23 protein-coding genes are annotated in these 26,697 nt (G+C 65.3%); 9 read left to right on the plus strand and 14 right to left on the minus strand.

The features are described from left to right. Positions 1 to 20: 20 nt before the first annotated feature. The 13 genes from IB256_RS13570 to desA form a co-directional block, all read right to left on the minus strand. Positions 21 to 2,636 (minus strand): GH39 family glycosyl hydrolase, encoded by a 2,616-nt coding sequence (locus tag IB256_RS13570; RefSeq protein WP_192293481.1) that lies wholly within the window; start codon positions 2,634 to 2,636, stop codon positions 21 to 23. After that, positions 2,605 to 3,828, minus strand: coding sequence for a glycosyltransferase family 4 protein (locus IB256_RS13575; protein ID WP_225601731.1), 1,224 nt, complete (start codon positions 3,826 to 3,828; stop codon positions 2,605 to 2,607). The genes IB256_RS13570 and IB256_RS13575 overlap by 32 nt, the downstream gene beginning before the upstream one ends. 5 nt (positions 3,829 to 3,833) lie before the next feature. Then, the gene (locus tag IB256_RS13580) at positions 3,834 to 4,832 is read right to left on the minus strand and encodes a glycosyltransferase (RefSeq protein ID WP_192293485.1); all 999 of its coding nucleotides are present in this window, start codon (positions 4,830 to 4,832) and stop codon (positions 3,834 to 3,836) included. A 44-nt stretch (positions 4,833 to 4,876) separates the two neighbouring features. Continuing rightward, positions 4,877 to 5,404, minus strand: coding sequence for a transcription/translation regulatory transformer protein RfaH (rfaH, locus tag IB256_RS13585; RefSeq protein WP_192293487.1), 528 nt, complete (start codon positions 5,402 to 5,404; stop codon positions 4,877 to 4,879). Beyond that, on the minus strand, positions 5,401 to 6,150 hold the full coding sequence (locus tag IB256_RS13590) for a WbqC family protein (RefSeq protein WP_081515223.1): 750 nt from the start codon (positions 6,148 to 6,150) through the stop codon (positions 5,401 to 5,403). The genes rfaH and IB256_RS13590 overlap by 4 nt, the downstream gene beginning before the upstream one ends. Before the next feature lie 28 nt (positions 6,151 to 6,178). Beyond that, positions 6,179 to 8,392: a polysaccharide biosynthesis tyrosine autokinase gene (locus IB256_RS13595; RefSeq protein WP_192293489.1), complete on the minus strand. Its 2,214-nt coding sequence runs from the start codon at positions 8,390 to 8,392 to the stop codon at positions 6,179 to 6,181. A 31-nt stretch (positions 8,393 to 8,423) separates the two neighbouring features. Next, positions 8,424 to 9,353 (minus strand): glycosyltransferase family 2 protein, encoded by a 930-nt coding sequence (locus tag IB256_RS13600; protein ID WP_192293491.1) that lies wholly within the window; start codon positions 9,351 to 9,353, stop codon positions 8,424 to 8,426. A 2-nt stretch (positions 9,354 to 9,355) separates the two neighbouring features. Continuing rightward, positions 9,356 to 10,876: a lipopolysaccharide biosynthesis protein gene (locus tag IB256_RS13605; RefSeq protein WP_192402897.1), complete on the minus strand. Its 1,521-nt coding sequence runs from the start codon at positions 10,874 to 10,876 to the stop codon at positions 9,356 to 9,358. A gap of 10 nt (positions 10,877 to 10,886) precedes the next feature. After that, complete coding sequence (locus IB256_RS13610; protein ID WP_081515219.1) at positions 10,887 to 11,981, minus strand: DegT/DnrJ/EryC1/StrS family aminotransferase; 1,095 nt, start codon at positions 11,979 to 11,981, stop codon at positions 10,887 to 10,889. Between the two features lie 57 nt (positions 11,982 to 12,038). Then, complete coding sequence (locus IB256_RS13615; RefSeq protein WP_192293495.1) at positions 12,039 to 13,460, minus strand: hypothetical protein; 1,422 nt, start codon at positions 13,458 to 13,460, stop codon at positions 12,039 to 12,041. Continuing rightward, complete coding sequence (locus IB256_RS13620; protein WP_192402899.1) at positions 13,460 to 13,927, minus strand: hypothetical protein; 468 nt, start codon at positions 13,925 to 13,927, stop codon at positions 13,460 to 13,462. The genes IB256_RS13615 and IB256_RS13620 overlap by 1 nt, the downstream gene beginning before the upstream one ends. Before the next feature lie 576 nt (positions 13,928 to 14,503). After that, entirely contained in the window at positions 14,504 to 15,472 is a 969-nt protein-coding gene (locus tag IB256_RS13625; protein ID WP_081515216.1) for a sensor domain-containing diguanylate cyclase, read from the minus strand. Between the two features lie 137 nt (positions 15,473 to 15,609). Beyond that, on the minus strand, positions 15,610 to 16,791 hold the full coding sequence (gene desA / locus IB256_RS13630) for a delta-9 fatty acid desaturase DesA (RefSeq protein WP_081515215.1): 1,182 nt from the start codon (positions 16,789 to 16,791) through the stop codon (positions 15,610 to 15,612). A gap of 178 nt (positions 16,792 to 16,969) precedes the next feature. Between desA and IB256_RS13635 the strand changes: the two genes are divergently transcribed. From IB256_RS13635 to IB256_RS13665, 7 genes are all read left to right on the plus strand, one after another. Continuing rightward, positions 16,970 to 19,243, plus strand: coding sequence for a putative bifunctional diguanylate cyclase/phosphodiesterase (locus tag IB256_RS13635; protein WP_192402901.1), 2,274 nt, complete (start codon positions 16,970 to 16,972; stop codon positions 19,241 to 19,243). 140 nt (positions 19,244 to 19,383) lie between these two features. After that, positions 19,384 to 19,566, plus strand: a complete 183-nt coding sequence (gene oscA / locus IB256_RS13640) for a sulfur starvation response protein OscA (protein WP_017520779.1) — start codon at positions 19,384 to 19,386, stop codon at positions 19,564 to 19,566. Between the two features lie 168 nt (positions 19,567 to 19,734). Continuing rightward, a complete protein-coding gene (locus IB256_RS13645; RefSeq protein ID WP_045215475.1) occupies positions 19,735 to 20,733 on the plus strand; it encodes a sulfate ABC transporter substrate-binding protein in 999 nt (332 codons plus the stop codon). Between the two features lie 124 nt (positions 20,734 to 20,857). Next, entirely contained in the window at positions 20,858 to 21,676 is an 819-nt protein-coding gene (gene cysT, locus IB256_RS13650; protein ID WP_017520777.1) for a sulfate ABC transporter permease subunit CysT, read from the plus strand. A gap of 10 nt (positions 21,677 to 21,686) precedes the next feature. Continuing rightward, positions 21,687 to 22,559, plus strand: coding sequence for a sulfate ABC transporter permease subunit CysW (gene cysW / locus IB256_RS13655; protein ID WP_192402903.1), 873 nt, complete (start codon positions 21,687 to 21,689; stop codon positions 22,557 to 22,559). Between the two features lie 14 nt (positions 22,560 to 22,573). After that, the gene (locus IB256_RS13660) at positions 22,574 to 23,563 is read left to right on the plus strand and encodes a sulfate/molybdate ABC transporter ATP-binding protein (protein WP_138213714.1); all 990 of its coding nucleotides are present in this window, start codon (positions 22,574 to 22,576) and stop codon (positions 23,561 to 23,563) included. A 247-nt stretch (positions 23,564 to 23,810) separates the two neighbouring features. Next, complete coding sequence (locus tag IB256_RS13665) at positions 23,811 to 24,560, plus strand: sulfite exporter TauE/SafE family protein (RefSeq protein ID WP_192402905.1); 750 nt, start codon at positions 23,811 to 23,813, stop codon at positions 24,558 to 24,560. Between the two features lie 67 nt (positions 24,561 to 24,627). Here the strand turns inward: IB256_RS13665 and IB256_RS13670 are convergent, their stop codons facing one another. After that, complete coding sequence (locus IB256_RS13670; RefSeq protein WP_192293505.1) at positions 24,628 to 25,191, minus strand: TetR/AcrR family transcriptional regulator; 564 nt, start codon at positions 25,189 to 25,191, stop codon at positions 24,628 to 24,630. Between the two features lie 104 nt (positions 25,192 to 25,295). Between IB256_RS13670 and IB256_RS13675 the strand changes: the two genes are divergently transcribed. Continuing rightward, positions 25,296 to 26,024 (plus strand): SDR family oxidoreductase, encoded by a 729-nt coding sequence (locus tag IB256_RS13675; protein ID WP_192402907.1) that lies wholly within the window; start codon positions 25,296 to 25,298, stop codon positions 26,022 to 26,024. A gap of 35 nt (positions 26,025 to 26,059) precedes the next feature. Continuing rightward, entirely contained in the window at positions 26,060 to 26,650 is a 591-nt protein-coding gene (locus IB256_RS13680) for a 2-hydroxychromene-2-carboxylate isomerase (protein WP_192293509.1), read from the plus strand. Positions 26,651 to 26,697: the final 47 nt, after the last annotated feature.

Raw genomic sequence — 26,697 nt, forward strand, 5'->3', positions numbered from 1 at the left:
GTGGGTTCTCCGCGATGGAGTCAGCGCAACGACAGTTGCGGGGCCGACGCGCTACGCACCAGGGTGGGCGACGCGTCGATGCGGATGCTGGCCTGGCAGTCGCCGCCCCCTGCGGGGCACTGCCAGGGCACCGGCCGGCCCTCGCGGCGGGCGATCCCTTCGACGGCATCCAGGCGCCAGAGGGTGTCGCTGCTGCCGGGCTTGCTGGTGATGTTCAGGGTCTGCTCATGGCCCAGGGTCCAGGCCACCAGAATTTCCTCGCTGGCCTTGGCGAAGCGCAGCAGGTAAACGTTCGGGTCTTCGTTCGGCACGCGGCCGACAAAGCGGTAGCGGCCGATGATGTCGGCGATGCTGGCCATCGCGTGGTAGGCCGGCTTGGGCTGTCCGCTGGCGGTAAGCAGGCCGAAGTTGTGTTCCATGTCCGTGCGGTCTATGCCGTCGTCCACCAGGTCGTACCACCAGGCGCCCTTCACGTTCGGCAGGCTGCGCACCAGCACGTAGGCGCGGGCCAGGTAGGCGGCCTGACGCTCGCGGCTGATGCCGCAATCGCCTTCGTGGGCCGGCCAGCTGAACTCGGTGAAGTACAGCGGAACCGGTTTGCCAGCGGCGTTTTCCAGCTTCTGGTTGACGCCCTGGAACCAGTTCAGCCAGGCCTCGGGGGTGGACATCTCGCGCTCGCAGTACACCGAAGGATGCAGCGAGATACCGTCGACGACATCCAGCACGCCACCACCGGCAATGCGCTCAGCGAAGCCCTGGCGAATACCCTTGAGAGTGACGGCCCCGGCGAGCACCTTGGCCTGCGGATCTTCCTCGCGGATCACCTTGGCGGCCGCGCGCACCAGGGTCAGGTAGTCGTCGCTGAAGTCCTTGTCGGTGGCGTTTTCCGAGTCCCACTCGTTCCACACTTCGTAGAAGGCGACCTGTCCCTTGAAGCTGCGCACCACGTAGCGCACGTAACGCAGGTAGCCCTCGCGGGAAGCGTCGTCGCGCGGCTTGGCATTGCCGTAGAACTGGTTCTCGTTGCCCAGGATCAGCAGCGTATCTATCCCTAAGCTGCGGGTGCTGCGCAGCTGTGCGCGCCAGGCGGCATCGATGGACAGCACGCCGCGCTCGCGCTCGACGCTGGACCAGTAGGCATCGTCGCGGAACGACAGGATGCCGGCCTCGCGAGCCAGGCGATTGATGCCGTCGCGGTTGCCCGCGCGGATGTTCTGGTGGGTACTGGCGCCGACGATGAATTCCGCCGGGCCGAGGCTTTCCACCGGAGCCTCGTTCGCCAGGCTGCGCGGTGACTGCAGTACCCCGCCGATCAGCAGTGCACAGGCCAGCAGACTGAGCATGCCACCCTGCAGGCGCAGGGTGCGCGGCGCCGGTTGCGGTGCGGTCTCGCCCGGCAGGCGCAGGGCGCGGCCGATGGCCAGGCCGAGGAACAGGCTGGGAATCGGCGACTCGAGCACGTCGCTGGTCCAGGCAATGAGCAGGATGCAGTAGGCGATGCCGAGCAGCGCACGGGCTTCGCGGCCGGGTTGGCGTTGCAGGCGCATCAGCATCGGCACCGCCAGCAGGTAGAGGGCGATACCTGCCACGCCGAACAGGCACCAGAGGTAGAGCAGCGAGTTGTCCGCCACCGCCAGCTGCTCGACGCCGAAGACCGGGAAGGCCGCGTAGGCGCTGCCGGTCATGCCCAGCCCGGCGCCGGTGTAGATCCAGCCGTTGTAGTCCATCACCTTGATCAGGTTCGGCCAGGTGTTGACCAGGCGATCCACCATCGACCCCATCAGGTTATCGCCGGTGGCACTGGCCAGGTACGGGTCGACATGGCCGTACAGGCCGTACAGCGGCAACCCCAGCGCGCCAAGCACCACCAGCAGCGCGGCCAGCAGGAACAGCAGACGCTGGCGGCTGATGCTCATCACCAGCAGGGCAAAGAAGAAAGCACCGGCGGAAGACTTGTTGGTGGTCAGGACGATACCGACCAGCGCCATCAGGTAGATCAGCCCACGCACCGGCAGTGCCAGGCGGAAGGACCCCAGGTACAGGCTGAACACCGCCAGCATCATCGCCAGGCTCGAGGACATCCGCGAGAAGCCGGCGATGCGATCCAGGCCATAGGCGCTCCAGGAACGGTTGCCGCTGATCTCGACGCCGCCCATGGAGTAGGTGTACCCCTTCCACGGCACGTTGATGGTGAGATCCAGGGCGATGCCCACCAGGGAAGCCAGCAGGCAGAAGAAGATGAGCCAGCCCACGGCTTTGCGGTGCATTTCCAGGTACTGGCCGCAGAGCAGGCCGAACAGCAGCGGCGCGTAGATGAAGACGGAGAAGAAGCCGCTCTGGGACTCGGCGCCATGCAGCCGGCCGAGCAGCAGCGAAGCTGCCGCGAGGATCAACAGCAGCCACAGGCCGCGCTGCTGCGGGCGGGTGAACAGCTCCCAGCCCACCGCGACGATGCAGGCGACCTTGGGCAGGTAGACGATGGCCGACAGGCCGGCCTGGTCAGTGTAGAAGCGCAGCGCGCCGTTGAAGGTCTCCACCAGCAGCAAGGCCACCAGTACCCCGAGCGCCAGCAAGGAGCGGTCGAAGGTCACGCGGCGGTCGACCTCAAAGCGTGGATACGGGGATTGCAGTTCCATGCTGGACTCCGCGGGTAAGCAGGGTGTGGCGCAGGATGGCTTCGTATTCGTCGAGCATCCGTTCCACGCTGAGCATCGGTGCCACGACTTCACGGGCGCGCGCGGCCAGGCGCTGGCGCAGCGTAGGGTCACGCACCAGGCGCTCGATGGCGTCGCCCAGCGAGTCGCTCCGATCGGGCGAGCAGAGCAGGCCGTTGATTTCGTCCAGGACGATTTCCGTCAGGCCGCCCATGCGCGAGGCGATCACCGGCAGGTGGTGGGCGCAGGCTTCCAGCGCCACCAGGCCAAAGGATTCCGGGGACAGGCTGGGCACCACGGCAACGTCGATCTCGCTGAAGAACTCGGCCGCCTTGCGGTAGCCGACGAAGTGCACGCGCTGGGGATCGGCGAGGGACTTCAGTTGGTTCACGTAGTGGTTGTCGCCCCGTCCGGCGATCAGCAGCGAGGCATCCTCGCCGCGCGCCTGGAACTGCTCGATCAGCCATTCCACGCCCTTGTTCGGGGTCAGAGCGCCGATGAAGCCGAAGCGCAGCGGGCGCCGTCCGCTTGAAGGCGGTGCTACGGGCACCTCCGCCATCGGCGAGCCGTTGTAGACCACGTGGGTCTGGCTGCCGGCAAAGTACCCGGCATCGAGCAGCGCATTGAGCTGGTAGCGACTGACGCCGACTACCGCATCGACCTCGCTCGAAGCCGATGCATGGGAGCGTCGCAGCAGCGCACAGGACGCGCACTGCTGCTCGCAGTGCCGGCCCTTGTTGAAGCGCACGCCGCGCGGGCAGGTCAGGTACTGGTCGTGAAGTATCTGGACCAGCGGCAGGCCGGCATCGCGGATCGCATCCCAGGCGGAGATCGACCAGCCCGACAGGTTATGGCAGACCACCACGTCCGGTTCGACCTCTTCCAGAACCTTCGCCAGAAGATTGCGCATACGGCGGTTGTAGCGGTCCAGCCCGTGCCAGGCGAGGCGCTTCAGCGTGCCATGGCGCTTCTCGTCGAACGGCCAGTAGAGATTGCGCAGGCCAGCGCGCAGTACCGCCACACCGTTCAGCGTCTCGCGCTGAAGGCCCGCGTCGGGCCCGGTGCAAAGCACCTGCACGTCGTGGCCACGCCCGCGCAGGCCCTCGGCCATGTGCTGCAGCATGACTTCCGTCCCGCCGCCGATGTGCGGGGCGTAGAGGGTGTTGAGCAGCATCACTCTCATAGCGGGTAGGCCCGGTTCATGCCGAGGCTGCCGGCCTCGCCGTCACGGATCGCCTGCAGCAGCAGGGCCAGTCGGCTGGCGCGACCATGGCGGCGGGCGAAGAAATGCAGCAGGCGAATGAACACCCAGCGGTTGAAGCGGTACATCAGCGGCGAGGTGACCCACAGGTTCTTGTCGAACCAGGCCTGGTTGCGCGCGGCGTAGTAGGCGCGCAGGTCGGAGCTGCCGAGCAGATAGGTCTCGTAGATGTTGGAGGTGCGCTCCTTGATGTTCCAGGAGTGTTCCAGGTCGTCCAGGCCCGCTTCGGGCACCAGGTAGAGGTGCCCGCCCAGGGCGCCGATGCGGAAGGTGTACTCGGTGTCGTCGGCGTAGAGCACAAGATCGCGGCGCGGCAGGCCGATGCGGCGGAACAGGTCGGCATGCCCGAGCAGGCCGCCATAGTAGGCAAACGGCAGCTCCAGCAGCGGCTGCGCCGGGCGCGGTTTCGGCTTGCCCCAGGGCGTGCGTCGCCAGAGCTTGTAGGGCAGCTGGCGGACATGGAAGCCGAAGTAGCTGGAGCGCGGCGGCGCGATGAAACGGGTCGGCACGCCGGAGGCGACGTCGGCCTGGTGGGTGGGACGGAAGCCCAGCACGGCGGTGTTGTCGGCGCCATGGCGCAGGGCGCAGTCGATCAGGCGTTGCTTGAGCAGGGGGAACGAACCCGGCGTCGGGGCGTTGTCGTCATCCATCAGCCAGATGAAATCGCAGCCGGTCTTCAGCGCGGCCTCGATGCCCACGGCATAGCCGTTGGCCGAGCCGGTGTTGCTGTCCAGTTCGATCACCTGCACGCGGTTGGGCCAGAGCATGAACAGCTGGTCAAGCTCAGCCACCGAGGCATTGCTCACGACGATGGCGCGGGTGATGTCCTTCTCGCGGAAGGCACGCGCCAGCAGTTCCTGCAGGTAGTCCAGGCGATCGCCATAGGTCAGCGTCACCAGCACGGTCGATCCATTCATCTCGCCACTCCTCCTTGTACCTGGCCTTGTCTGGGGTGTGCGCCTCAGGCGCGCCAGCCGTCGTTGCCGCTCAGCGCCGAGAGCTGGCTGAGCGGGACCCGGATGCGTTGTTCGCGTTGCAGCAGGTTGAGCAGGATCAGGGCGCGTTCGGTGCCATCGTCACAGAGGAAGATGGCCTCCACTTCGCAGTCGCCGGAGCACTTCAGGCGCACTATCTGACCTTCGTGGAAGCCACTGGAGGGGCGCTCGGGCATCGCCGCCAGGCGCTCGCGGATCCCTTCCACCAACTCGTCGGCCACTGCCAGCGGCTGCGCGCCGAAGCTGACGATGCGCGCTACGCCACGGGTGGAGCGGATCGGGAACCAGTTGTCATGCTGCTGATCGAGGCGGATGAACAGGTAGCCGGGGAACAGCGGCTGCGGCCGGCTGCCCTGCTTCACCACCGGGCGGTAGCAGGAGAAACCCTGGCGACCGAGGTTCTCCTCGGCGCGCAGTTCCTGGTGCGGTTTGGTCTGGATCAGGTACCAGCGATACTGCGCGGCTTGCAGGCCAACGCTGACAGCGGAATTCATGATTCGTACTCCCCAAGAAGGTCCGACGAGGGAGCGGGTCGCTCCAGGGTGTAGCGGCCTAGCAACCGCTGCATCTCGTCCGGCGGGTTGAACATCAGCACGTCGATGATCGACAGGCTGGGGACGAAATCCGGGCTGAACTGGGGGTAGCTCAGCTCGTCCATGCGCAGGAACTGCAACTCCAGGCCATGGGCCTGGAACACATCGGGCGAGTACAGGTGGCGACCGCCCTCCGGGTTGAGGTAGATGTCGCCGCCGCTCTGCTTCACCGCCTCGATCAGGCGCTGGTCGCGGCCGATGTCCTCGGCCAGCTCCAGCTCCGAGGCTCGCACCATCGGCGTGTCGATGCCGATGTAGTGGCAGATGCGGCGGATCGAGTGCTCGGCGAAGTGCGACAGGTTGCGTTCGGGGTGCTCGAGGATTTCCTCCAGCAGCGGCATTACCTGCTCGTAGCACGGCGCTCGGTGGTAGGCATGGCGAATGGTGTGCAGCAGCCGCCGGTTGCTCAGCTGCATCTGCTCGCTAAGCCTGCGTTCGTTGATCGCCTGGGTCTGCGAGCCCTGCTCCAGGGGAAAGCTGAACTGCCAGATCTTCCCGCCGACCAGCAGGCGATTACGGTTGATCCACCCACGCCGGGTGTACTGCAGGCTGTCGCCGAGAATGAACAGGCCGCTCGCGGCGATCAGCTGGAAGTACCCCAGGTAGGGGAACAAGTACGGCTGCATGAGGCTGACGATATGGACCATGGCTGCATCCTTTCCCTAGTTTCCCTTTTCAGTCCTTGGCGTCATAGCGGTAGGCGTAGGCGCCGTAGTCGTATGCCGCCGTCGAAGCCTTGCGTTTCACACCGTTGAGGATGGCGCCCTGCAGGTGGATGCCGCTCTGCGCCAGGCGCCGCCGCGCGGTGTCGATCTCGCTCGCCGGGCTCTGGCCGAAGCGCGTCACCAGCAGGCAGATGCCGCACAGCCGGCCGACCAGGGCGGCGTCGGTCACCGCCAGCACCGGCGGGGTGTCGACTATCACCAGGTCGTACATCGACGAGGCATCGCGCAGCAGTTGGGCGAAGTTGTCGTGCATCAGCAGTTCGGACGGGTTGGGCGCGGCGAAGCCACAGGAGATGAAGTCCAGCTCCGGTACCTCGGTGGGCAGGATCACTTCGCTCAGCGGACGGTGCGAACTCAGCGCGTCGGACAGGCCGTGGCGCGGGGTCAGGCCGAATACCCGGTGCAGGTAGCCCTTGCGCATGTCGGCGTCGATCAGCAGGGTGCGCAGGCCCGATTGCGCGACGATGGCCGCGAGGTTGCTGGAGACGAACGACTTGCCGGCGCCCGGTGCCGGGCTGGTGAGCATCACCACGTTGTTGCGCGCTTCGAGCAGGGCAAAGTGCAGGTTGGTACGCAGGCTGCGGATCGCCTCGTTGGCCAGGTCTCCGGGGGCGGACGCGGCGAGCAGCTTGGGCGTGTGGCCGAGGATGTCGCTCTTGCGCTCCTTCTCCAGGCGCTCCTGCTGCCGCGAGTAGGGAACCGCGGCGAGCACGGAGAGGCCCAGCTGCTCGATCGCCTCGGGATTCTCCACGCCACGGTAGAAGGCCTGGCGCAGGAACAGGATGCCGAGGGCAACGCAGAAACCGAGCAAGGTCGCGAGCAGCACGATGACCTTGCGCATGGGCTTGGCCGGTTGCTCGACGTTGGCCTGGGCGGTGTCGATCACGCGCACGTTGCCGATGGTGCCGGCGCGGATGATGTCCTGCTCCTGGGCCTTGTTCAGCAGGCTGGTGTAGGTCTGCCGGGTGACCTGCATGTCACGGGACAGGCGCAGCAGTTCCTGCTGGGTGGCCGGCAGGGTCTGGATGCGTTTCTGCAGTTGCGCCTTGCGGTCTTCCAGGCTGGACATCTGTTTGAGCAGGGCCTGGTAGGTCGGGTGCGACGGGGTGTAGAGACGGTCGTAATCGGCACGCTTGAGCTTGAGTTCGGAGAGCTGGTTGTCGATGCCCACCACCTGGTCCAGTACGCCGCGGGTCTCGACGCTGATGTCGGCGGACTTGGCGGTGGTCTGGTAGGCGTTGTAGGCGTTTTCGGCGCGCTCCAGGTCCAGGCGCACCACCGGCAGCTGCGAGCGCAGGAACTGCAGGCGCTGGGAAGCTTCGGCGGAGCTGCGTTCGACGTTCTGCAGCACGTAGAGGTGGCTGATCTTGTCGAGGATGCGGTCAGCCTGCAGCGGGCTCGGATCTTCCAGGGTCATGTAGATGATCCCCGAGTCCTTGCCGGCCTCGACCACCTTGAGCAGTTTCTGATAGTTAAGGGTGGTGGTCAGCAGACGGTTCTTGGCCACGATGAACTCGGTGCCGGGGCGCGCCACCAGTTCGTCCACCTCGATGCTGAAGCCCTTCTCCAGCACCGGCTTCTTCAGCTCGCCGCGAAGGATCAGCTGGTCGTCGGCGTTGAGCAGGTGGTAGGCGTCGCCGCCATCGGCCACCAGGGTCAGCGGCTCGCCCAGGTACTCCTCCGGCACATCGAGGGAGAACACCTTGATCTGCTCGCCACCCCAGCCATAGGAACCCATGCCCAGCCAGGGCGCGGACAGAGCGTCACCGGCTTCGGGCTGGTAGCGCCGCGCCAGGTAGTCACCGATCAGCGGCAGGTGCTTGGGCTTGGCGATGATGTCCAGCTTGAGCAGCTCGACCGCCTTGCCGAGCACCGCGCGGGACTTCAGCAGCTCGATCTCGGTGGCAGCGATGGACACGGAGTCGGGGCGGTTGATCACCTCCGGCGTGCCGTTCAGGCCGTTCTTCTTCTGCTCGATCTGGATCATCGCGCCGGAAACGTAGATCGGCGTGGCGATCACCGCGTAGAAGAGCCCGAGCACGGCGAACAGGCCGGTGACGGCGAGGATCATCTTCTTGTGATCGAACAGCAGGCGCAGCAGGCCGGCCACATCGATGCGGGTGTCCTGGAGCGTTTCCAGGGACGAGCGGGGCATGACACTCATGGACTTCCATCCTCCATTGAGGTGGCGCGGCTCAGCGCGCCGAAATCGGGTTCAGCCGCTTGAGCAGGTTGGCGCCGTGGTTGCCGATCAGCAGCAGGAAGGCCTGCACCTTGCGCATGGGCGAGACGGCGGCCATGGACATCCGGCAGACCTGCATCAGGAAGTATTCGTTGAGCTCCTGATTGCCCAGGCGCTGGTAGTAGCGCGACAGGCAGTAGTAGGTGTGCAGGGTCATCTGCTGCTGCACGCGATCGGCCTGCATGGAGAAGATCCCGCCCTGGTGAACGCGGTAGGCCGCCGGGCGGATTTCCTCGATGAAACGGCCCTTGCCGAAGGCGCCCAGCAGCGACCACCAGCACAGGTCGACCATGCGCGTGGTGCGCAGCTCCTCGGGCATCTCGGTGAGGACATTGCGGAAGCAGGTGGTGAGGGTGGAGATCGGCCGGGCCTTCTGCAGGTCCAGGCGGCTGGCGTCGCGGCGGTACTTGCCGGTGAGCTGCCGGGGCTTGATCACACCGTCCTCGTTGTAGGTGTAGGCGTCGTGGTAGGTGATCACGTAGTCCGGGTTCTTCTCCAGGAAGTCGACCTGGATCTGCAGTTTGCGCGGGTCGGTCCAGAAGTCGTCGCCCTCGCAGTAGGCGATGTAGCGGCCACGGCATTTCTTGAACACCGGCAGGCCGTGGGAGACGCCTTTCGAGTACTGGTTTTCCTTGTGGAAGATCGGCTTGATGATGTGCGGGTAGCGCGCGGCGTAGTCGGCGATCAGCTCGCTGGTGCCGTCGTTGGAGGCGTCGTCGTTGACCAGCACTTCAAAGCGGAAGTCGGTGACCTGCTCGAGGAAGCTGTCCAGCGTGCGGCCGATGTAGTTCACCTGGTTGTAGGCCAGGCAGACGATGCTCAGAAGAGGCTTGGGGTCTTCCGGCCAGTTGGAGAGGATCTGCAGCTCGGAGCGGATATCCATGTCTAGACACTCGGCTTGTGGGACGGTTTGAACAGGCGCAGCAAAGCCGGGGCAGAGCCCACGCCCACGAGAAACAGGGTGATCAGGCCGCACACGGCCAGCGCCGCCAGCAGCCACAGGCGCTCGCCGGAGCGGGCCAGCAGCGCGTAAAAGGGCTCGCTGAGCAACAGGCCGGCGGCGCTGAGCGCGGCGATCTGCAGGGTGTCGCGCAGCCACGGGCCATGCAGGCCCGGAGCGAAGGCGTGGTGCACGATCGCCGGCCAGATCAGGAACGACACCAGGCGCAGGCCGAACCAGCACAGCGCCACGCCGAGCACGCCATAGAGGTAGGCGCTGGCGATCACCAGCGGCACGGTCACCAGGGTGGAGATGACCGTGTACCAGACGTGCATGCGCAGCAGGCCGTGGGCGTATTGCAGGTAGAACTGGAAGCTGGCCACCGCCAGCAGGCCTGAGCCGAGTACGTACCAGGCCAGGATCGGCCGGCACCAACTGGCGGCCACGGCATCGCCGCTCCAGGCCAGAACCAGGTCATGACCATGAGCGGCGATCACCGCGACCATCGGGAACAGCAGCACACAGACGAAGCGGTTCGCCTTCAGATAGAGCTGCTGCATGTCTTCGTGGCGTTGTTCGGCGACCAGCACGGTCATGCGCGGCAGCAGCGACTGCGCCAGCGGATTGACCAGTGTGAGGACGCCGCCGGAAATCAGCGCCACCAGGGAGAAGTAACCGTACTGCTCAAGCGGCAGCAGGCTCGACAGCAGGACCTTGTCCAGCTGCGTGAGTACGATCCACAGGCAGGAGGTGAAGGACATGCCCAGGGCAAAGGGCAGCACCGGGCGCACCGTGCCCCAGCAGAAGCGGGTCAGCAGGCGCACGTCCATCCACAGGTAAGCCTTGCCGCCCAGCAGCAGCGCCTCGATCAGCGACACCGCGACCTGGAACTGGAAGAACACCAGCGGGTCCTGGCTGACCTGCGCCACCAGCAGCAGGCCGCCGAAGTAGCGCAGGGTGGTAATGAACACGTTCACCGCGTTGATGAAGCCATGCAGCTCCTGCCCCTGCAGCGCGCTGCGGTACAGGGTGGCGTACAGCCGCAGAGCCACCAGCAGGCCCATCAGGCTGATGCACTGCGCGACCAGCTCGGGCGAGAGTTGCTGCACATTGAGCCACTGCCCGGCGACCCAGTGGCTGCCGCCCCAGACCACCAGGCTGCTGAGGACAGTCAGCGGCAGCAGGATCAGCTCGAAGGAGCGCAGCAGGCGAGCCGGGGCCTGGTCTTCGCCACTGACGCCGCGGCCATGGGCAACCTGGCGCACCAGCGCCGGCGACAGGCCCATGTCCAGCAACAGCAGCCAGCTCTGCAGCACCGCGAAGAAGCCGATCAGGCCGTAGGCCTCGGCCCCCAGGTGGCCGAGGTAGAACGGCTGGATCAGGATGCCGATGACGATGGCGTACGCCTGCCCTGCGTAATTGATCAGGGTGTTGCGGACCATCGACAGCGAGCGTGCGGTGCGCATGATCGTCCCCCTACACCGCGACGGCGACGCGGCCGCTTTCCAGCAGCAGCACTTCGATCACCGCGCGCTGGATCTCCTGCGGCAGACCCGGGTACAGCGGCAGACAGAGGATGCGCTGGCTCAGCTCGCGGGACAGCACTTGCGGCACCTGCGGGGCGAGGTAATCGAGGGTATCCAGCGACGGGTAGAAGTAACGCCGCGGGTTGACCCCGATCTCATTCAGCGCGGTGCGCACGCGCAGCACCTGGGCTTCGTCGCGCAGGCCGATGGGGTAGTAGCTGTTGTTCAGCCGCGCGTAGCTCTCGCTGGCCTGCAGGTCGTAGTAGCCGCTGAGGGCTGCGGTGTAGCGGGCGGCGATCTCCTCGCGCTGGGCGAGGATGCTGTCGATCTCGTCGAGCACGCACAGGCCCATGGCGGCGGAGAACTCGTTGAGCTTGGCGTTGATCCCCAGGCCGACGATCTGGTCGACGCCAGCGATGCCGAAGTTGCACATCAGGCGGATCTGCTTCGCCAGCTCGTCATCGGAGGTGACGATGGCGCCGCCCTCGATGGTGTGGAACAGCTTGGTGGCGTGGAAGCTCAGGGTGGTGGCGTCCCCCCAGGCCAGCACCGACCGGTCGCGGTAGCGCGAGCCGAAGGCGTGGGCGCCGTCGTAGATCACTTTCAACTGGTTGCGCTGGGCCACCGCCTGAATCTCCTCCACCGCACAGGGATTACCGAACACGTGGGTGGCGACGATGGCGGTGGTATCCGGCGCAAGACTGGCTTCGATGCGAGCAGGGTCGAGGTTCCAGGTCCGCGGGTCGATGTCGGCGAAGCGCGGGCGGATGCTCTCCCACTGCAGCGTGCTGCTGGTGGCAACGAAGCTGAAGGGGGTGGTCACGGCACTGCCGGTCACGCCCAGGGCCCGGTAGGCCACTTGCAGGGCGATGGTGCCGTTGTTGGTCAGAATCACATGGCGAACGCCGAAGTAGTCCTGCAGGCGCTCTTCCAGTTCCGTGACGAAGGGGCCGTGGTTGGTGATCCAGCCGGAGGCATAGATCTGGTCCACGTAGGCCTTGAACTTCTCCGGGTTGCCCAGGTAGGTCTTGGTCACATTGATCACGGTCGCATCCCTCTCTTGGATGGAAAGTCCGTTGGCTGTCGAGCTGGCGCGCGCCGCTCAACCCAGTGCCGACAGCGCGAAGGGCGCGTCGTCGATGCCGGTGTGGCTGTGGTCTCGAGAAGCTTGCTCGGCTTGCGTTGCGCGGTTGGCCAGGTGCTCCTGCAGGGCCTCGATGACCCGGCCGCTGGCGTCGTTGTGGAACTGCCAGACGCCGTAGATACGGCTGTCGAAGGAGCGCTCGCTGCCCAGCATCGGGTTGGCCGCAAGGCCCGATCCGAGGCCGAAGCTGTAGAGGCCGGGAATCGGCCGGCCGGTGTGGTCGCGCAGGCAGCCGGCGGCGTCGGAGTCCAGCCCGCCCTTGCTCTCGCGCACCTGCAGCGGCTCGCCGTTGGCGCGGCGCAGGGCTGGCAGGCACGGCTGGTAGCCGATGGCCTGGACAAACACGCCATCGTCGCTGCAGCACTGCTCCAGGCGTTCGCGCGCGGCAGGTGAGCGATCTTCCAGGCACAGCAGCTCGACCTTCACCCGGGTGCCGCTGACCACGCCATTCGAGAGCACGTCGGTGCCGACCTGGTGGGCGCGGTAGCGCAGGCCACCGGAGCGGTTGACCCGACCGGACACCGGGCAGACATCCATGCCCTCGTCCACCCCGTAGCCGGCCGCGCGAGCTTCCTCGACACTCTCGAAGAACAGGCGGATCGGCGCGCGGTGCAGCAGGGTGATCTGCTCCAGGCCCAGGCAGTCCAGGGCGCAGGCAAGGTTATCGAGGATCGAGAAGGCACTGTGGGAACCACCGACCACGGTGAAGCGAGTGCCCGGGGTCACCCGGTCGCCGAACAGCTCTACCAGCTCGGCGGCGTTCAGGCTCAGCAGCGCATCGGAGGAGTAGACCGTGGGGCCGTCATGGGACAGGTGCAGGTCCTGCTCGGCCAGGCTCCAGTTCAGGTACTCGCGGTTCTGCCGGCCGCCCAGGTTCATCACCAGCGCGCCTGCGTCGATCTGCGCGGTATGAGAGCCGCTGCGCAGCGCCAGCTGGAAGCTGCCGTCGTCCAGTGCAGTGATCTTTTCGATACGCGTACCCAGCGCCACTTCGACCCCCAGGTGCTCGGTGACGTAACGCATGAACAGCGTCGAGGCATGCGCCAGCAGCTCGCCCACCTGGGTGAGCATCGGCGCGCCATGGGGATCGTTCTGCAGGGCGCGGAACGCCTGGGAATGCGCCAGCGGCGCAAAGATGGGCAACAACGCCGGATCGCGCAGGCAATCGAGGAACACATCGCCCACCGAGTTGGCAGTAATGTGGTAATCCCCCAACCGGCCACGACCGACCGCCAGTGCAGCGTCCACCACCAGAAGGCCATCGCGGGCGAGACTCGCCAGCGCACCGGTCTTGTAGGCGTTGAACAGGAAGCCCATGCCTGCCGGGCCGGCGCCGCCGACCACACAGGCATAGTTGGAACGAAGCGATTGCTCGGCCATCAGCCTTGACTCCCAGCGCGGCGGGGCGCGCGGCTCTCGTGAGGCCGGCGCTGTCGGCCGGCAGGGTGGCAGCGCTCGCGCCGGAATTCCGTCACTCGCGGCACAGCCGCCGTCGCGCGGGCCTTCTTCGGGAAGGTCACGGGAGTCAGTTCGGAATGGATGGCGAACGCCTGCAGAAGAACTTCGGCACGGCGCAGAAGTTGCTGTTTCAGAAATGAAACGAACACTGTCTGGCGCGGCTTAATCTCAGGGGAAAGTTCATGTTTGTTACACAACAAGGAGCCGGCATAACAAAATTTCGAACTAACGGAGTCAGCTCGACTAAACTTTTCATTAACGCCTCGGGGATTGGCGTCAAACTCCCGCAGTTTCATCAGCGAAGCACTTCCCGCCCGGGAAGCGTCGCTCTTTCTGCTTGTTTCAACGGCGCGATAAGTGCCGTCGTTTTCCATTGTTTCAGCGGCCATCGTCACTCACTCCAGTCCAGGAGGTGCTCTACGCCGGGCCAAATTGAAAATTCGAAGACAAGGCTACCGCCCGAGTTCGAATGACCCGATTCGATTAACGACAATCAACTGTTCGTCCCTGGAGTGGCCGTTACTTTTCGCTGGGCAAAGCTACCGCCCCTCGGCCAAGTTCCGAAAATCTGGAAAAACAAAAAGCAAAAAACTATCGCGCTTCCGCAGCGAGAGGCTGGCGAAAGTTGTCAGGCAGCGATAGGAAAATGACAGGAAGAAGAGGTGGCAGAATCTTCCATGACCTTACTGCTCGTGCGACTGCTCCCTGAGGTGTCTCATCCGGACACCACACGATATTGCTATGTGGATAGTAATAGTGGGGGGGACGAAGGCATGTCAACGTAGGAAGCAGTCCTACGCCGGGATTCCGACAGAAGGCAAATCACGCTCCGTAAGCTATTGATTTATAACGCGCCATAAAGCCGACACAGGCATTTTGACAGCAGAAACATACAGCCCCGAATCTGCGAAAAAGGGATTAATCAGAAAGTATTAATGTTTCCACCGCGGACAGGCTGGAGTGTTTCATCCCTGAACAATGCGGTCCTTGCCGGTGCGTTTCGCCTGATACAGGGCCGCATCGGAACGGCTGTAGAGCGCGGAAAGATTCTGGTCATCGGGCTGTAGCAGAGTCAGCCCCTGGCTGATGGTGACGCTGAAGAAATGCTCGGCTTCGTTGAAGCGCAGGCGCTGTACTTCCCGCTGCAGGCGCTCGCCGATCTGCCGCGCCATGCTCTCGTCGCACCCCGGCAGCAGCACGGCGAATTCCTCGCCGCCGATACGGCCGAACAGGTCGCCGCGACGCAGCGCGCCCGCCCCGCTCTGGGCGATGCGCTGCAGGACCACGTCACCGACCTGGTGGCCGTAGACGTCGTTGATCTTCTTGAAGTCGTCCACGTCCAGCAGCAGGAACGCCAGCGGCGTGGAGGTCGCCTTGCAGTCGCGGAAGGCCTGCTCGGCACTGTCGAAGAAGTAGCGGCGGTTGCTGCTCTGGGTCAGCACGTCGGTGGTGGCCAGGCGGTGCAGCTCGGTTTCCAGGTGCTTCTTGTCGGTGATGTCCTCGGCGATGCCGACGATCATCAACGGCAGGCCCGCGTCGCTGTGCTGGCTGACGAAGCATTTGTCGCTGAGCCAGCGCACTTCACCGTCGGCGCGCAGGATGCGGTATTCGCGCTGCTCGATGGCGCCGCGCTGCAGCACTTCCTGCAGGGTGCTCTGGGCATAGTCCAGGTCATCGGGGTAGATGCAGTTGCGCCACTCGTTGTAGTCCGCCAGCAGCAGCGCGGCGGAGCGGCCGAAGATGCGCTCGTACGCCGGGCTGACATAGACCATGCGCTGGGCCTGCCAGTCGAAGGCCCAGAGTACCGAGTTCACGCTCGCCAGCAGCGCGCTGAAGAGCTGTTCGCGCTCCTTCAGCCGCGTCACCTCGGCACGACTGTGCAGCAGCGCCAGCAAGGCCTCTTCCTGATCGGCCGGCAATTTATTCTCATCCATGTATCAGCATCCTCCCGCTCATTGACCGGGGCTATGACCGCAAACTACGCCAGGCTGCTGCAAATTAAACGAAAAGCCCGCCGAACGGCGGGCTTTTCTGAGACACATCTCTCAACGTCCTAGGACGTTTCCGCCAATCAGACGGCCGGACGCAAGGAATAGGTCTTCAGTTGCTCGGCAAACTCGCGCAGGGACTGGATACCGCTGGCTTCCGCCTCGTGCACCCACTGCTTGATCGCGGCGAGCATGTCGTGGCCGTTGGCGCTGGTTTTCACCCAGATCTGCTGCAGGGCCAGGCGCTTCTCGTAGATCACCTGCAGGGACTGGCTCTGCGCGAGCAGGTCCTGGATGCGCGCATGGTGGCGCTCTTCCAGCAGGCTGGTTTCACGCGAGAGCAGGCGCTTGGCGCGGCGGAACAGGTGGCGTACCGACTCGTCGGCCTTGGCCAGTTCCTGCTTCACCAGCGGGCCGATCACCAGCTTGCGGTACTGGGCCATGATCTGGAAACGGTTGTTGAGGATGGCCATGGCGGTGTCCATGTCCAGGTTGCCCTTGCCTTCCACGCGGTGCGCGATGGGAGCCACGCGGGCGACCTTGGCCAGGCGCAGGAAGCTGAACACCTTGATCCAGGCCCAGCCCAGGTCGAATTCCCACTTCTTCACCGACAGCTTCGCCGAGTTCGGGTAGGTGTGGTGGTTGTTGTGCAGTTCCTCACCGCCGATCAGGATGCCCCAGGGCACGAGGTTGGTGGCGGCGTCGCGGCATTCGAAGTTGCGGTAGCCCACGGCGTGGCCCAGGCCGTTGATGACGCCGGCGGCCCACACGGGGATCCACATCATCTGCACGGCCCAGACAGTCATGCCGAGCACGCCGAACAGGGCGAGGTCGATGATCGCCATCAGCACGATGCCACCGATGGGGTAGCGCGAGTAGACGTTGCGCTCGATCCAGTCTTCCGGGCAGTTCTTGCCGTAGATACGCAGAGTGTCGGGATTCTCCGCCTCCTTGCGATACAGCTCGGCGCCGGTGCGCAGCACGGTACCCAGGCCCTTGTACACCGGGCTGTGCGGGTCTTCGGCAGTTTCGCACTTGGCGTGGTGCTTGCGGTGGATGGCGGTCCACTCGCGGGTGTTCATGGCCGTGGTCATCCACAGCCAGAAACGGAAGAAATGCTGCAGCGCCGGATGCAGCTCGAGCGCGCGGTGCGCCGAGTAGCGGTGCAGATAGACGGTGACGCTGACGATGGTGATATGCGTCAGGACCAGGGTGACTGCCACCAGTTGCCACGGCGACAGGTCAAGGAAACCGTTGTACCACATAGGCGATACTGTACCTCGGAAGGGGGTAGAACTACGCCCTGCTGGGCGCACTGTACCGGGAAAAGACAGCCGCATTATCACCAAGCAGGTCCGGATTACCATCCGGTCTTTTAGATACGAATGTGGCCACGTGGCCATCATTTATACTGCACAGCCAATAAATCCAACCCACTACCGCATGAATCCTCGCCTCAGCGCCTTGCGCATCAGTCTGTTGTACCTGGCCCTGGGCTCCCTCTGGGTGCTGCTCAGTGACCAATGGTTACAAAAGCTGCTCATCGATCCCGCTTCGCTGATGCACTGGATGGAGGTGAAGAAGTACCTGTTCCTGGCTATCACCTCACTCGTGCTGTTCTTCCTGCTCTGGCGGCACTTTCGCCGGCAGCACGCCGCCTTCGCCGCGCTGGCCGACAAGGAGCAACGCCTGAGCCGCGCCTTCGCGGTGGTCGAGGACGGCATCTGGGACTGGGACCTGGAGACCCAGCGCGTCCATTATTCCTCCGGCTACGCCAACCTGCTCGGCCTGCCCCTGGAGCACCTGAGCGATGACCTGCTGCTGTGGGAAAATCGCCTGCACCCGGAAGACCGCGCGCGCGTCCTGGCCCTTCACCAGGATTGCCTCCAGGGCCTGAGCACGCGCCTGGAGTGCGTCTACCGCATCCGCCACAGCGACGACACCTACCGCTGGGTTCGCAGCAGCGGCCGCCTGACCCGCGGCGAGGACGGCAGCCCGCTGCGCCTGACCGGCGTCAACCGTGACATCACCCACCAGCGCAGCAACGAAGACCACCTGCGCCAAGCCGCCGCCGTGTTCGAGGCGACCCAGGAAGGCCTGCTGGTGACCGACGCGCGCGGCGTGATCGTGCACACCAATCCGTCCTTCTCGCGCATCACCGGCTACAGCGCCGAGGACGTGCTCGGCGGCCAGCCGTCGCTGCTCAAGTCCGGTCGCCAGGACGACGCCTTCTACCAGCGCATGTGGACCGCTCTGCACGAGAACGGCGTGTGGAGCGGCGAGATCTGGAACCGCCGCAAGAGCGGCGAGGTGTACCCGCAGTGGCAGCACATCCGCGCCGTGCGTAATGACGAGGGCGAGCTGACCCACTACGTCGCGGTGTTCTCCGACCTCAGCAGCCTCAAGCGCTCGCAGCACGAACTGGATTTCCTCGCCCACCATGACCCGCTGACCGGCCTGCCCAACCGCCTGCTGCTGCGCGAGCGCATCGAGCAGGCGCTGGCCCGTGCCGAGCGCGAACAGAGCGGCGGCGCACTGCTGAGCATCGACCTCGACCACTTCAAGCACATCAACGACAGCCTCGGCCACACCATCGGCGACCTGCTCATCCGCGCGGTGGCCAAGCGCCTGGAAGACTGCCTGGACGAACGCTGCTCCCTGGCGCGACTGGGCGGCGACGAGTTCGCCGTGGTCCTCGAAAGCCAGCAGCCGCACCACGCCAGCAGCCTCGCCCAGCGCCTGCTGGAAGCGATGAGCGCGCCCTTCGAGGTCAATGAACAGATCATCTACATGTCGGTGAGCCTGGGCGTCAGCCTGTTCCCCGAGGACGCGCGCAACGTTGACCACCTGCTGCAGCACGCCGACGCCGCGCTGTTTCAGGCCAAGGCCAGCGGGCGCAACCTCTACGCCTTCTATACCCCCGAGCTGACCGCCCGCGCGCGCTCCCACGTGCAGGTGGAATCAGCGCTGCGCCACGCGCTGGACCACGACGAACTGCGCCTGTACTTCCAGCCGGTGCACGACCTGGCCACCGGCCGCATGGTCGGTGTCGAGTCGCTGGTGCGCTGGCAGCACCCGAGCCAGGGACTGATTGCGCCCAGCGAGTTCATCCCGGTGGCCGAGGAAAGCGGCCTGATCACCGCCATCGACGCCTGGGTACTCGACCAGGCCTGCCGGCAGATGCGCCAGTGGCTGGACGCAGGCATCGACCTGGACTTCATCGCGGTCAACGTCTCCAGCCGGCTGTTCGGTCGTGGCGGCCTGGAAGAGCGCGTGGCCCTGGCCCTGGAGCAGAGCGGCCTGGAGCCGCATCACCTGGAGCTGGAAGTCACCGAAAGCGCGGTGATGGAGAACTTCGACCAGGCCCTGGAGCTGCTCTGCCAACTGCGCCTGCTGGGCGTGCACCTGGCCATCGACGACTTTGGCACCGGCTATTCCTCGCTGATGCGCCTCAAGCGCATGCCGGTACACAAGCTGAAGATCGATCAGGGCTTCGTCGCCGGCCTGCCGGACGAATCCGAGGATGCCGCCATCGCCTGCGCGGTGATCGCCCTGGGCCAGAGCATGGGCCTGCAGGTGGTCGCCGAGGGCATCGAGCGGCCCGACCAGGCCGCCTTCCTCCTCACCCACGCCTGCGATTTCGGCCAGGGGTACTGGTACGGCGCACCGCAGCCGGCCACCGAGCTGCTGGCACAATTGCCGCGCGACCCCGCATGAAATCGCGTTAAAAACTTTCGGATATATAAAAATTCTTAAACAGTATTTTTAAGAATATCCAGCTCCTGCCTAAGATGCGCTCACACCGCACGCGCCGACGATGAAACGGCCGGTGGTAAACCCACTAGGAGCAGATACCCATGAGCGCAACCCTCCGTAGCCTGGACGGCCAGGACGAAGCCAACATCCTGCGCGAAGTGCAGAGCGCCCTGCGTGGCCTGCGTTTCGGCGCCGTCGAGATCACCGTGCACAACGGCCAGGTCGTGCAGATCGAGCGCAAGGAAAAATTCCGCCTGCAGCAGAGCCCCGGCAAACCTGCCTGAGCCGACGCGCCCCTGTATTAAGGGGCATGACTGGACCACCGGAGCGTCGCCATGACCGCACTGCCCCACCGGTACTGCAGCAGCCAGCCACGAATGCGTGGCTGAGATCGCCCCCGAAAGACCCTGCCAAACAAACATAAAGAACTGCATTTTTTTCAGGAGCTGCACATGTCCATCCGCCGTTTCGCCCTGGCCGCACTGGCCAGCGCCCTCATCGCAGGCCCCGTTTCCGCCGCGACCCAACTGCTCAACGTTTCCTACGACCCGACCCGCGAGCTGTACCAGGCTTACAACGCCGCCTTTATCAAGCACTGGAAGGCCCAGGGCGGTGACGACCTGACCGTGCAGCAATCCCACGGTGGCTCGGGCAAACAGGCCCGCGCCGTGATCGACGGCCTGAAGGCCGATGTGGTGACCCTGGCCCTGGCCGGCGACATCGACGAACTGAACAAGCTGGGCAAGCTGCTGCCCGCCGACTGGCAGGCCCGCCTGCCCGACAACAGCACCCCCTACACCTCGACCATCGTGTTCCTGGTGCGCAAGGGCAACCCCAAGGGCATCAAGGACTGGGCCGACCTGACCAAGCAGGGCGTGGAAGTCATCACCCCGAACCCGAAGACCTCCGGCGGCGCCCGCTGGAACTTCCTGGCCGCCTGGGCCTGGGCGAAGAAGGAATACGGTAGCGACGAGAAAGCCCAGGAATACGTGCAGAACCTGTACAAGCACGTGCCGGTTCTGGACACTGGCGCCCGCGGTTCGACCATCACCTTCGTCAACAACAACATTGGCGACGTACTGCTGGCCTGGGAGAACGAAGCCTTCCTGGCCAAGAAGGAACAGGGCGGCGAGAACTTCGAGATCGTCGTGCCGTCGGTGTCCATCCTGGCCGAGCCGCCGGTGGCCGTGGTCGACAAGACCGTCGACAAGAAAGGCACCCGCAAGGTCGCCGAGGAATACCTGAAGTACCTGTACAGCGAAGAAGGCCAGCGCATCGCCGCGCAGAACTTCTACCGCCCGCGTGATGCCAAGGTCGCTGCCGAGTTCGCCAACCAGTTCCCGAAACTCAACCTGGTGACCATCGACAAGGACTTCGGCGGCTGGAAAGTCGCGCAGCCCAAGTTCTTCAACGACGGCGGCATCTTCGACAAGATCTACCAGGCGCAGTGATGTACCACCCGCCCGGCCTTGCGCCGGGCGGCCCGATCCGCGCGGGCCGGTGCACAGCCTGCGCGAAAAGGAAAACCCCCGCCCCATGGCGGGGGCTCAACGCGTTCATGAGAAAGGACAGACAATGTCGCGACGCATCTCCCCGGTCATACCCGGCTTCGGGCTGACTCTGGGCTACACCCTGGTGTATCTCAGCCTGTTGGTGCTGATTCCGCTGGGGGCCATGTTCCTCAAGACGACCCAGCTCTCCTGGGATCAGTTCTGGACCATCATCACCGCGCCGCGGGTCATCGCCGCGCTGAAGCTGAGCTTCGGCACCGCGCTGATCGCCGCCCTGATCAACGGCGTGATCGGCACCCTGCTGGCCTGGGTGCTGGTGCGCTACCGCTTCCCGGGACGCAAGATCATCGACGCGATGATCGACCTGCCCTTTGCCCTGCCCACCGCCGTGGCCGGCATCGCGCTCACGGCGCTGTATGCGCCCAACGGCCTGGTCGGCCGCTTCGCCACCGAGATCGGCCTGAAGATCGCCTACACCCCACTGGGCATCACCCTGGCGCTGACCTTCGTGGTGCTGCCCTTCGTGGTGCGCACCGTGCAGCCGGTACTGGCCGATATCCCGCGTGAAGTGGAAGAAGCCGCCGCCTGCCTGGGCGCCAAGCCGCTGCAGGTGTTCCGCCATGTGCTGCTGCCGGCGCTGCTGCCGGCCTGGCTGACCGGCTTCGCCCTGGCCTTCGCCCGCGGCGTCGGCGAGTACGGCTCGGTGATCTTCATCGCCGGCAACATGCCGATGAAGACCGAGATCCTGCCGCTGCTGATCATGGTCAAGCTGGACCAGTACGACTACACCGGCGCCACTGCCATCGGCGTGCTCATGCTGGTCGTCGCCTTCGTCCTGCTGCTGCTGATCAACCTGCTGCAACGCCGCATCGAAACACCCTGAGGAGCGCGCCATGAGTACCGCAAGCCTTTCCGCCGCGGCCGCTGCCAACGCTGCTCGCCGGGGTAATGTCTGGGGCCGCCGCGCCCTGATCGCACTGGCCTGGCTGGCCTTCGCCCTGTTCCTGCTGCTGCCGCTGTTCGTGGTGCTGAGCGAGGCGCTGAAGCAGGGCTTCGGCACCTTCTTCGACGCCATCCTGGAACCCGACGCGCTGGCCGCGCTGAAGCTGACGCTGATTGCCGTGGGCATCTCGGTGCCGCTGAACCTGGTGTTCGGCATCGCTGCCGCCTGGTGCGTGACCAAGTTCGAGTTCCCCGGCAAGAGCATCCTGGTGACCCTGATCGACCTGCCGTTCTCGGTCTCGCCGGTGATCGCCGGCCTGATCTACGTGCTGCTGTTCGGCGCCCAGGGCTACTTCGGCGAGTGGCTGTCGGACCACGACATCCAGATCGTCTTCGCCGTGCCCGGCATCGTCCTGGCCACCCTCTTCGTCACCTTCCCCTTCGTCGCCCGCGAACTGATCCCGCTGATGCAGGAACAGGGCACCCAGGAGGAAGAGGCCGCGCGCCTGCTCGGCGCCAACGGCTGGCAGATGTTCTGGCACGTGACCCTGCCGAACATCAAATGGGGCCTGATCTACGGCGTGGTGCTGTGCACCGCGCGGGCCATGGGCGAGTTCGGTGCGGTGTCGGTGGTCTCCGGGCACATCCGCGGCGTCACCAACACCCTGCCGCTGCACGTCGAAATCCTCTACAACGAATACAACCACGTCGCCGCTTTCAGCGTCGCCACCCTGCTGCTGCTGATGGCCCTGGTCATCCTGCTGCTCAAGCAGTGGAGCGAGTCGCGCCTGTCCCGCACCAAAGTCAAAGCTGACGATGAATAAGTGAGAGCCACGCCATGAGCATCGAGATCCGTAACGTCAGCAAGAACTTCAACGCCTTCAAGGCGCTGAACGACATCAACCTCGACATCCACAGCGGCGAGCTGGTCGCCCTGCTCGGCCCGTCCGGCTGCGGCAAGACCACCCTGCTGCGCATCATCGCCGGCCTGGAAACCCCGGACGTGGGCAACATCGTGTTCCACGGCGAGGACGTCTCGCAGCACGACGTGCGCGATCGCAACGTCGGCTTCGTGTTCCAGCACTACGCGCTGTTCCGCCACATGACGGTGTTCGACAACGTCGCCTTCGGCCTGCGCATGAAGCCGAAGAAGGAACGCCCGAGCGAGTCGCGCATCGCCGAGAAGGTCCACGAACTGCTCAACATGGTGCAACTGGATTGGCTCTCCGACCGCTACCCGGAGCAGCTCTCCGGCGGCCAGCGCCAGCGCATCGCCCTGGCCCGCGCGCTGGCGGTGGAGCCGAAGATCCTGCTGCTCGACGAACCCTTCGGCGCCCTAGACGCCAAGGTGCGTAAAGAGCTGCGCCGCTGGCTCGCGCGCCTGCACGAGGAGATCAACCTGACCTCCGTGTTCGTGACCCACGACCAGGAAGAAGCGATGGAAGTCGCCGACCGCATCGTGGTGATGAACAAGGGCGTGATCGAGCAGATCGGCTCCCCTGGCGAGGTCTACGAGAACCCGGCCAGCGACTTCGTCTACCACTTCCTCGGCGACTCCAACCGCCTGCACATCGGCGGTGACGAGCACGTGCTGTTCCGCCCGCACGAAATCTCGCTGTCGCGCTCCGAAGTGGCCGAGCACCGAGCCGCCGAAGTCCGCGACATCCGCCCGCTGGGCGCGATCACCCGAGTAACCCTCAAGGTCGACGGCCAGGACGAGCTGATCGAGGCCGAAGTGGTGAAAGACCACGACAGCCTGACCGGTCTGGCCCGTGGCGAGACGCTGTACTTCAAGCCGAAGGCGTATCAGCCGGTGGCGAATATCTGATCGGGCGGTCTTCCGCTTCATGCTCCTGCGCGAGGGCTTGCCCTCTCCCTAACCCTCTCCCTGAAGGGAGAGGGGACCGTTCAGCGTGATCTGAAACCCCGGTGCTAGCCGGCTGACGCTGAAGTGAAGGCGGTGCAGAGGATAGCTCCCTCTCCCTTCAGGGAGAGGGCTGGGGAGAGGGGCCACACGTTCCCCTGACTGCAAAACCCTCGTATCCTGCCGACCCTGCTTTCAACAAGGCCCGGCCATGTTCGACGCCCTCCCCCAGCACCTCGAACTGATCATCCTCACCTTCCTCCTCGCCGGCCTGGTGAAGGGCGTGGTGGGCCTCGGCCTGCCCACGGTCGCCGTCGGGCTGCTCGGGCTGGTGATGCCGCCGATGCAGGCAGCCGCGATTCTCGTCGTGCCGTCCACCGTCACCAATATCTGGCAGCTCGCCGCCGGGCCGCGCTTCCTCGGGCTGCTCAAGCGGATGTGGGGCATGCTCGTCGGCATCGTCATCGGCACCCTGGTGGTGGGCTGGCTGCTGGCCGGGCGCAACTGGCCGGCAGCCACGCCGCTGCTGGGCGTCGCACTCATCCTCTATGCATTGCTGGGACTGTCGAGCAAGCGCTTCAGCGTGGCGCCGAAACACGAGCGCTGGCTGTCGCCGCTGATCGGCGTGATCACCGGCGGCGTCACCGCCGTGACCGGCGTCTTCGTGATTCCCGCCGTGCCGTTCCTGCAGGCTCTCGGGCTGGAGAAGGACGATCTGGTGCAGGCACTGGGATTGTCCTTCACCGTCTCGACGCTGGCCCTGGCGATCACCCTCAGCCAGCACGGCTCGCTGCTGCAGGCGGACGTGCTCGGCCTGTCCCTGCTGGCCCTGTTGCCGGCACTGGCGGGCATGTACCTGGGTACCTGGCTGCGCTCGCGCATCAGCCCGCTGGCGTTCCGCCGCTGCTTCTTCGGCGGCTTGCTGCTGCTCGGTGCCGACCTCGCCATCCGCGGGCTTTAACCCGTAGGGTGCAAAACGCCTAAGGCGTTATCCGCCATCCCGGCGGATAACCCAGGGGGGCCGTTGTCTACTTTTCGTCGAGATGCCGCAGCAGGAAGTCCCGGCTCGACTCGATGATCGCCTTCTGCGTCTTCTCGCTGGCAACCATCCGCGCCACGACCAGCGCGCCGACGCATTGCGCCAGCAACGCCCAGGCGTCTTCCGGCGAACCCAGCGCCTCGGCCCACGCCTGCTGCAACTCCACCAGCGCATCCTCGGCGCTCTGCCGCACGGACTCATCGGCGCGGGCGATCTCCGCGCCCAGCGCCGGAATCGCACAACCGGCGCCAGCGTCCTGCACGTGGGTAACGCTCAGGTAGCGCTTCAGGCCGCGCTCCAGGCGCGCACGATCGAGCACCTTGCCCTTGGCCGCGAGGCGCTCGACGCTCTGCTGCAACTCGCGCTCGACGATGGCGGCGAACAGTTCGTCCTTGGAGCCAAAGTGGTTGTAGAACGCCCCGCCGGACAAGCCCACCGCCTTCATCAGTCCGTCCACCCCGCTGGTGGCGAAGCCGCCCTGCTTGGCGAGCGCGCCGCTGCTGTCGAGCAGGCGCTGGCGGGTTTCTTCCTTGTGGGTGGCTGAGTAGCGCATCGGGGCGACTCCGGTGAAGCGGTTGACGTTGGAGCCGAGAGTAACATAACGTTCGTTTACCTAACGACCGTTTACCAAATTCGCGCAACCCTGAGGAAACGAGCATGTCGAACAAGAAAGTCGTCCTGGTCATCGGCGCCGGCGATGCCACCGGCGGCGCCATCGCCCGCCGCTTCGCCCGCGAGGGCTACGTCGCCTGCGTCACCCGGCGCTCGGCCGACAAGCTGCAGCCGCTGGTGGAGCAGATCCGCGCCGAAGGCGGCGAGGCCCACGGTTTCGCCTCCGACGCGCGCAAGGAAGAGGCGGTGATCGAGCTGGTGGAAACCATCGAGCGCGACATCGGCCCCATCGAGGCCTTCGTCTTCAACATCGGCGCCAACGTGCCCTGCAGCATCCTCGAAGAGACCGCGCGCAAGTACTTCAAGATCTGGGAAATGGCCTGCTTCTCCGGCTTCCTCACCGGCCGCGAAGTGGCCAAGCGCATGGTCAAGCGCCAGCGCGGCACGATCCTCTTCACCGGCGCCACCGCCGGCCTGCGCGGCGCCTCGGGCTTCGCCGCCTTCGCCGGAGCCAAGCACGGCATCCGCGCACTGGCCCAGAGCATGGCCCGCGAGCTGGGACCGATGGGCCTGCACATCGCCCACGTTGTCGTCGATGGCGCCATCGATACCGAATTCATCCGTGAGACCTTCCCCGAGCGCTACGCGCTGAAGGACCAGGACGGCATTCTCGATCCCGAGCATATCGCCGACAGCTACTGGTACCTGCACTCCCAGCCGCGCGATGCCTGGACCTTCGAGCTGGACCTGCGCCCCTGGATCGAGCGCTGGTAATCCGCCCATAACGACAACAAGAAAGAGAGCCACTCATGAGCAAGAGCGTCGAGTTCTATTTCGATTTCGGCAGCCCGACTTCCTACCTGGCGTATACCCAGCTGCCAGCGATCTGCGCCGAGGCAGGAGCCGGGCTGGTCTATCGCCCGGTGCTGCTGGGCGGCGTGTTCCAGGCCACCGGCAATGCCTCGCCCATCGCCATCCCGGCCAAGGGCCGCTACACGATGATCGACATGCTGCGCTTCGCCCGCCGCTACGGCGTGCCGCTGAAGATGAACCCGCATTTCCCGATCAACACCCTCACCCTGATGCGCGCCGCCACCGGCGTGCAGCTGCGCCAGCCGGAACGCTTCGAAGCGCTGCTGGCCTGCGTGTTCAAGGGCATGTGGGTGGACGCGCTGAACCTGGGCGACCCGGCGGTGCTCGGCCCGCTGCTGGCTGAGGCGGGCTTCGACCCGCAGGCGCTGCTGGCGCTGACCGCCGAGCAGGAAGTGAAGGATGCGCTGAAGGCCAACACCGAGGCGGCGATCAAGCGCGGGATGTTCGGTGCACCGACCATGTTCGTCGGTGACGAGATGTTCTTCGGCCAGGATCGCCTCGATTTCGTCCGCGAAGCCTTGGCATAACGCGTTCCGCATCCCGCAGCACCGTAGGGCGCATAACCTGGAACAGG

This window comes from Pseudomonas sp. PDM17 (assembly GCF_014851985.1).
In the GTDB taxonomy this organism is placed as follows: Bacteria; Pseudomonadota; Gammaproteobacteria; order Pseudomonadales; family Pseudomonadaceae; genus Pseudomonas.

Coding starts and splice junctions, on each gene's coding strand:
- IB256_RS13660 (WP_138213714.1), top strand. CDS start 22,574: ATGAGCATCGAGATCCGTAACGTCAGCAAGAACTTCAACGCCTTCAAG.
- desA (WP_081515215.1), bottom strand. CDS start 16,791: ATGTGGTACAACGGTTTCCTTGACCTGTCGCCGTGGCAACTGGTGGCA.
- IB256_RS13580 (WP_192293485.1), bottom strand. CDS start 4,832: ATGAATGGATCGACCGTGCTGGTGACGCTGACCTATGGCGATCGCCTG.
- IB256_RS13595 (WP_192293489.1), bottom strand. CDS start 8,392: ATGAGTGTCATGCCCCGCTCGTCCCTGGAAACGCTCCAGGACACCCGC.
- IB256_RS13635 (WP_192402901.1), top strand. CDS start 16,970: ATGAATCCTCGCCTCAGCGCCTTGCGCATCAGTCTGTTGTACCTGGCC.
- IB256_RS13605 (WP_192402897.1), bottom strand. CDS start 10,876: ATGCGCACCGCACGCTCGCTGTCGATGGTCCGCAACACCCTGATCAAT.
- IB256_RS13575 (WP_225601731.1), bottom strand. CDS start 3,828: ATGCTGCTCAACACCCTCTACGCCCCGCACATCGGCGGCGGGACGGAA.
- IB256_RS13570 (WP_192293481.1), bottom strand. CDS start 2,636: ATGGAACTGCAATCCCCGTATCCACGCTTTGAGGTCGACCGCCGCGTG.
- IB256_RS13675 (WP_192402907.1), top strand. CDS start 25,296: ATGTCGAACAAGAAAGTCGTCCTGGTCATCGGCGCCGGCGATGCCACC.
- IB256_RS13615 (WP_192293495.1), bottom strand. CDS start 13,460: ATGGCCGAGCAATCGCTTCGTTCCAACTATGCCTGTGTGGTCGGCGGC.
- cysW (WP_192402903.1), top strand. CDS start 21,687: ATGAGTACCGCAAGCCTTTCCGCCGCGGCCGCTGCCAACGCTGCTCGC.
- rfaH (WP_192293487.1), bottom strand. CDS start 5,404: ATGAATTCCGCTGTCAGCGTTGGCCTGCAAGCCGCGCAGTATCGCTGG.
- oscA (WP_017520779.1), top strand. CDS start 19,384: ATGAGCGCAACCCTCCGTAGCCTGGACGGCCAGGACGAAGCCAACATC.
- IB256_RS13625 (WP_081515216.1), bottom strand. CDS start 15,472: ATGGATGAGAATAAATTGCCGGCCGATCAGGAAGAGGCCTTGCTGGCG.
- IB256_RS13590 (WP_081515223.1), bottom strand. CDS start 6,150: ATGGTCCATATCGTCAGCCTCATGCAGCCGTACTTGTTCCCCTACCTG.
- IB256_RS13620 (WP_192402899.1), bottom strand. CDS start 13,927: ATGGCCGCTGAAACAATGGAAAACGACGGCACTTATCGCGCCGTTGAA.
- cysT (WP_017520777.1), top strand. CDS start 20,858: ATGTCGCGACGCATCTCCCCGGTCATACCCGGCTTCGGGCTGACTCTG.
- IB256_RS13665 (WP_192402905.1), top strand. CDS start 23,811: ATGTTCGACGCCCTCCCCCAGCACCTCGAACTGATCATCCTCACCTTC.
- IB256_RS13670 (WP_192293505.1), bottom strand. CDS start 25,191: ATGCGCTACTCAGCCACCCACAAGGAAGAAACCCGCCAGCGCCTGCTC.
- IB256_RS13680 (WP_192293509.1), top strand. CDS start 26,060: ATGAGCAAGAGCGTCGAGTTCTATTTCGATTTCGGCAGCCCGACTTCC.
- IB256_RS13645 (WP_045215475.1), top strand. CDS start 19,735: ATGTCCATCCGCCGTTTCGCCCTGGCCGCACTGGCCAGCGCCCTCATC.
- IB256_RS13600 (WP_192293491.1), bottom strand. CDS start 9,353: ATGGATATCCGCTCCGAGCTGCAGATCCTCTCCAACTGGCCGGAAGAC.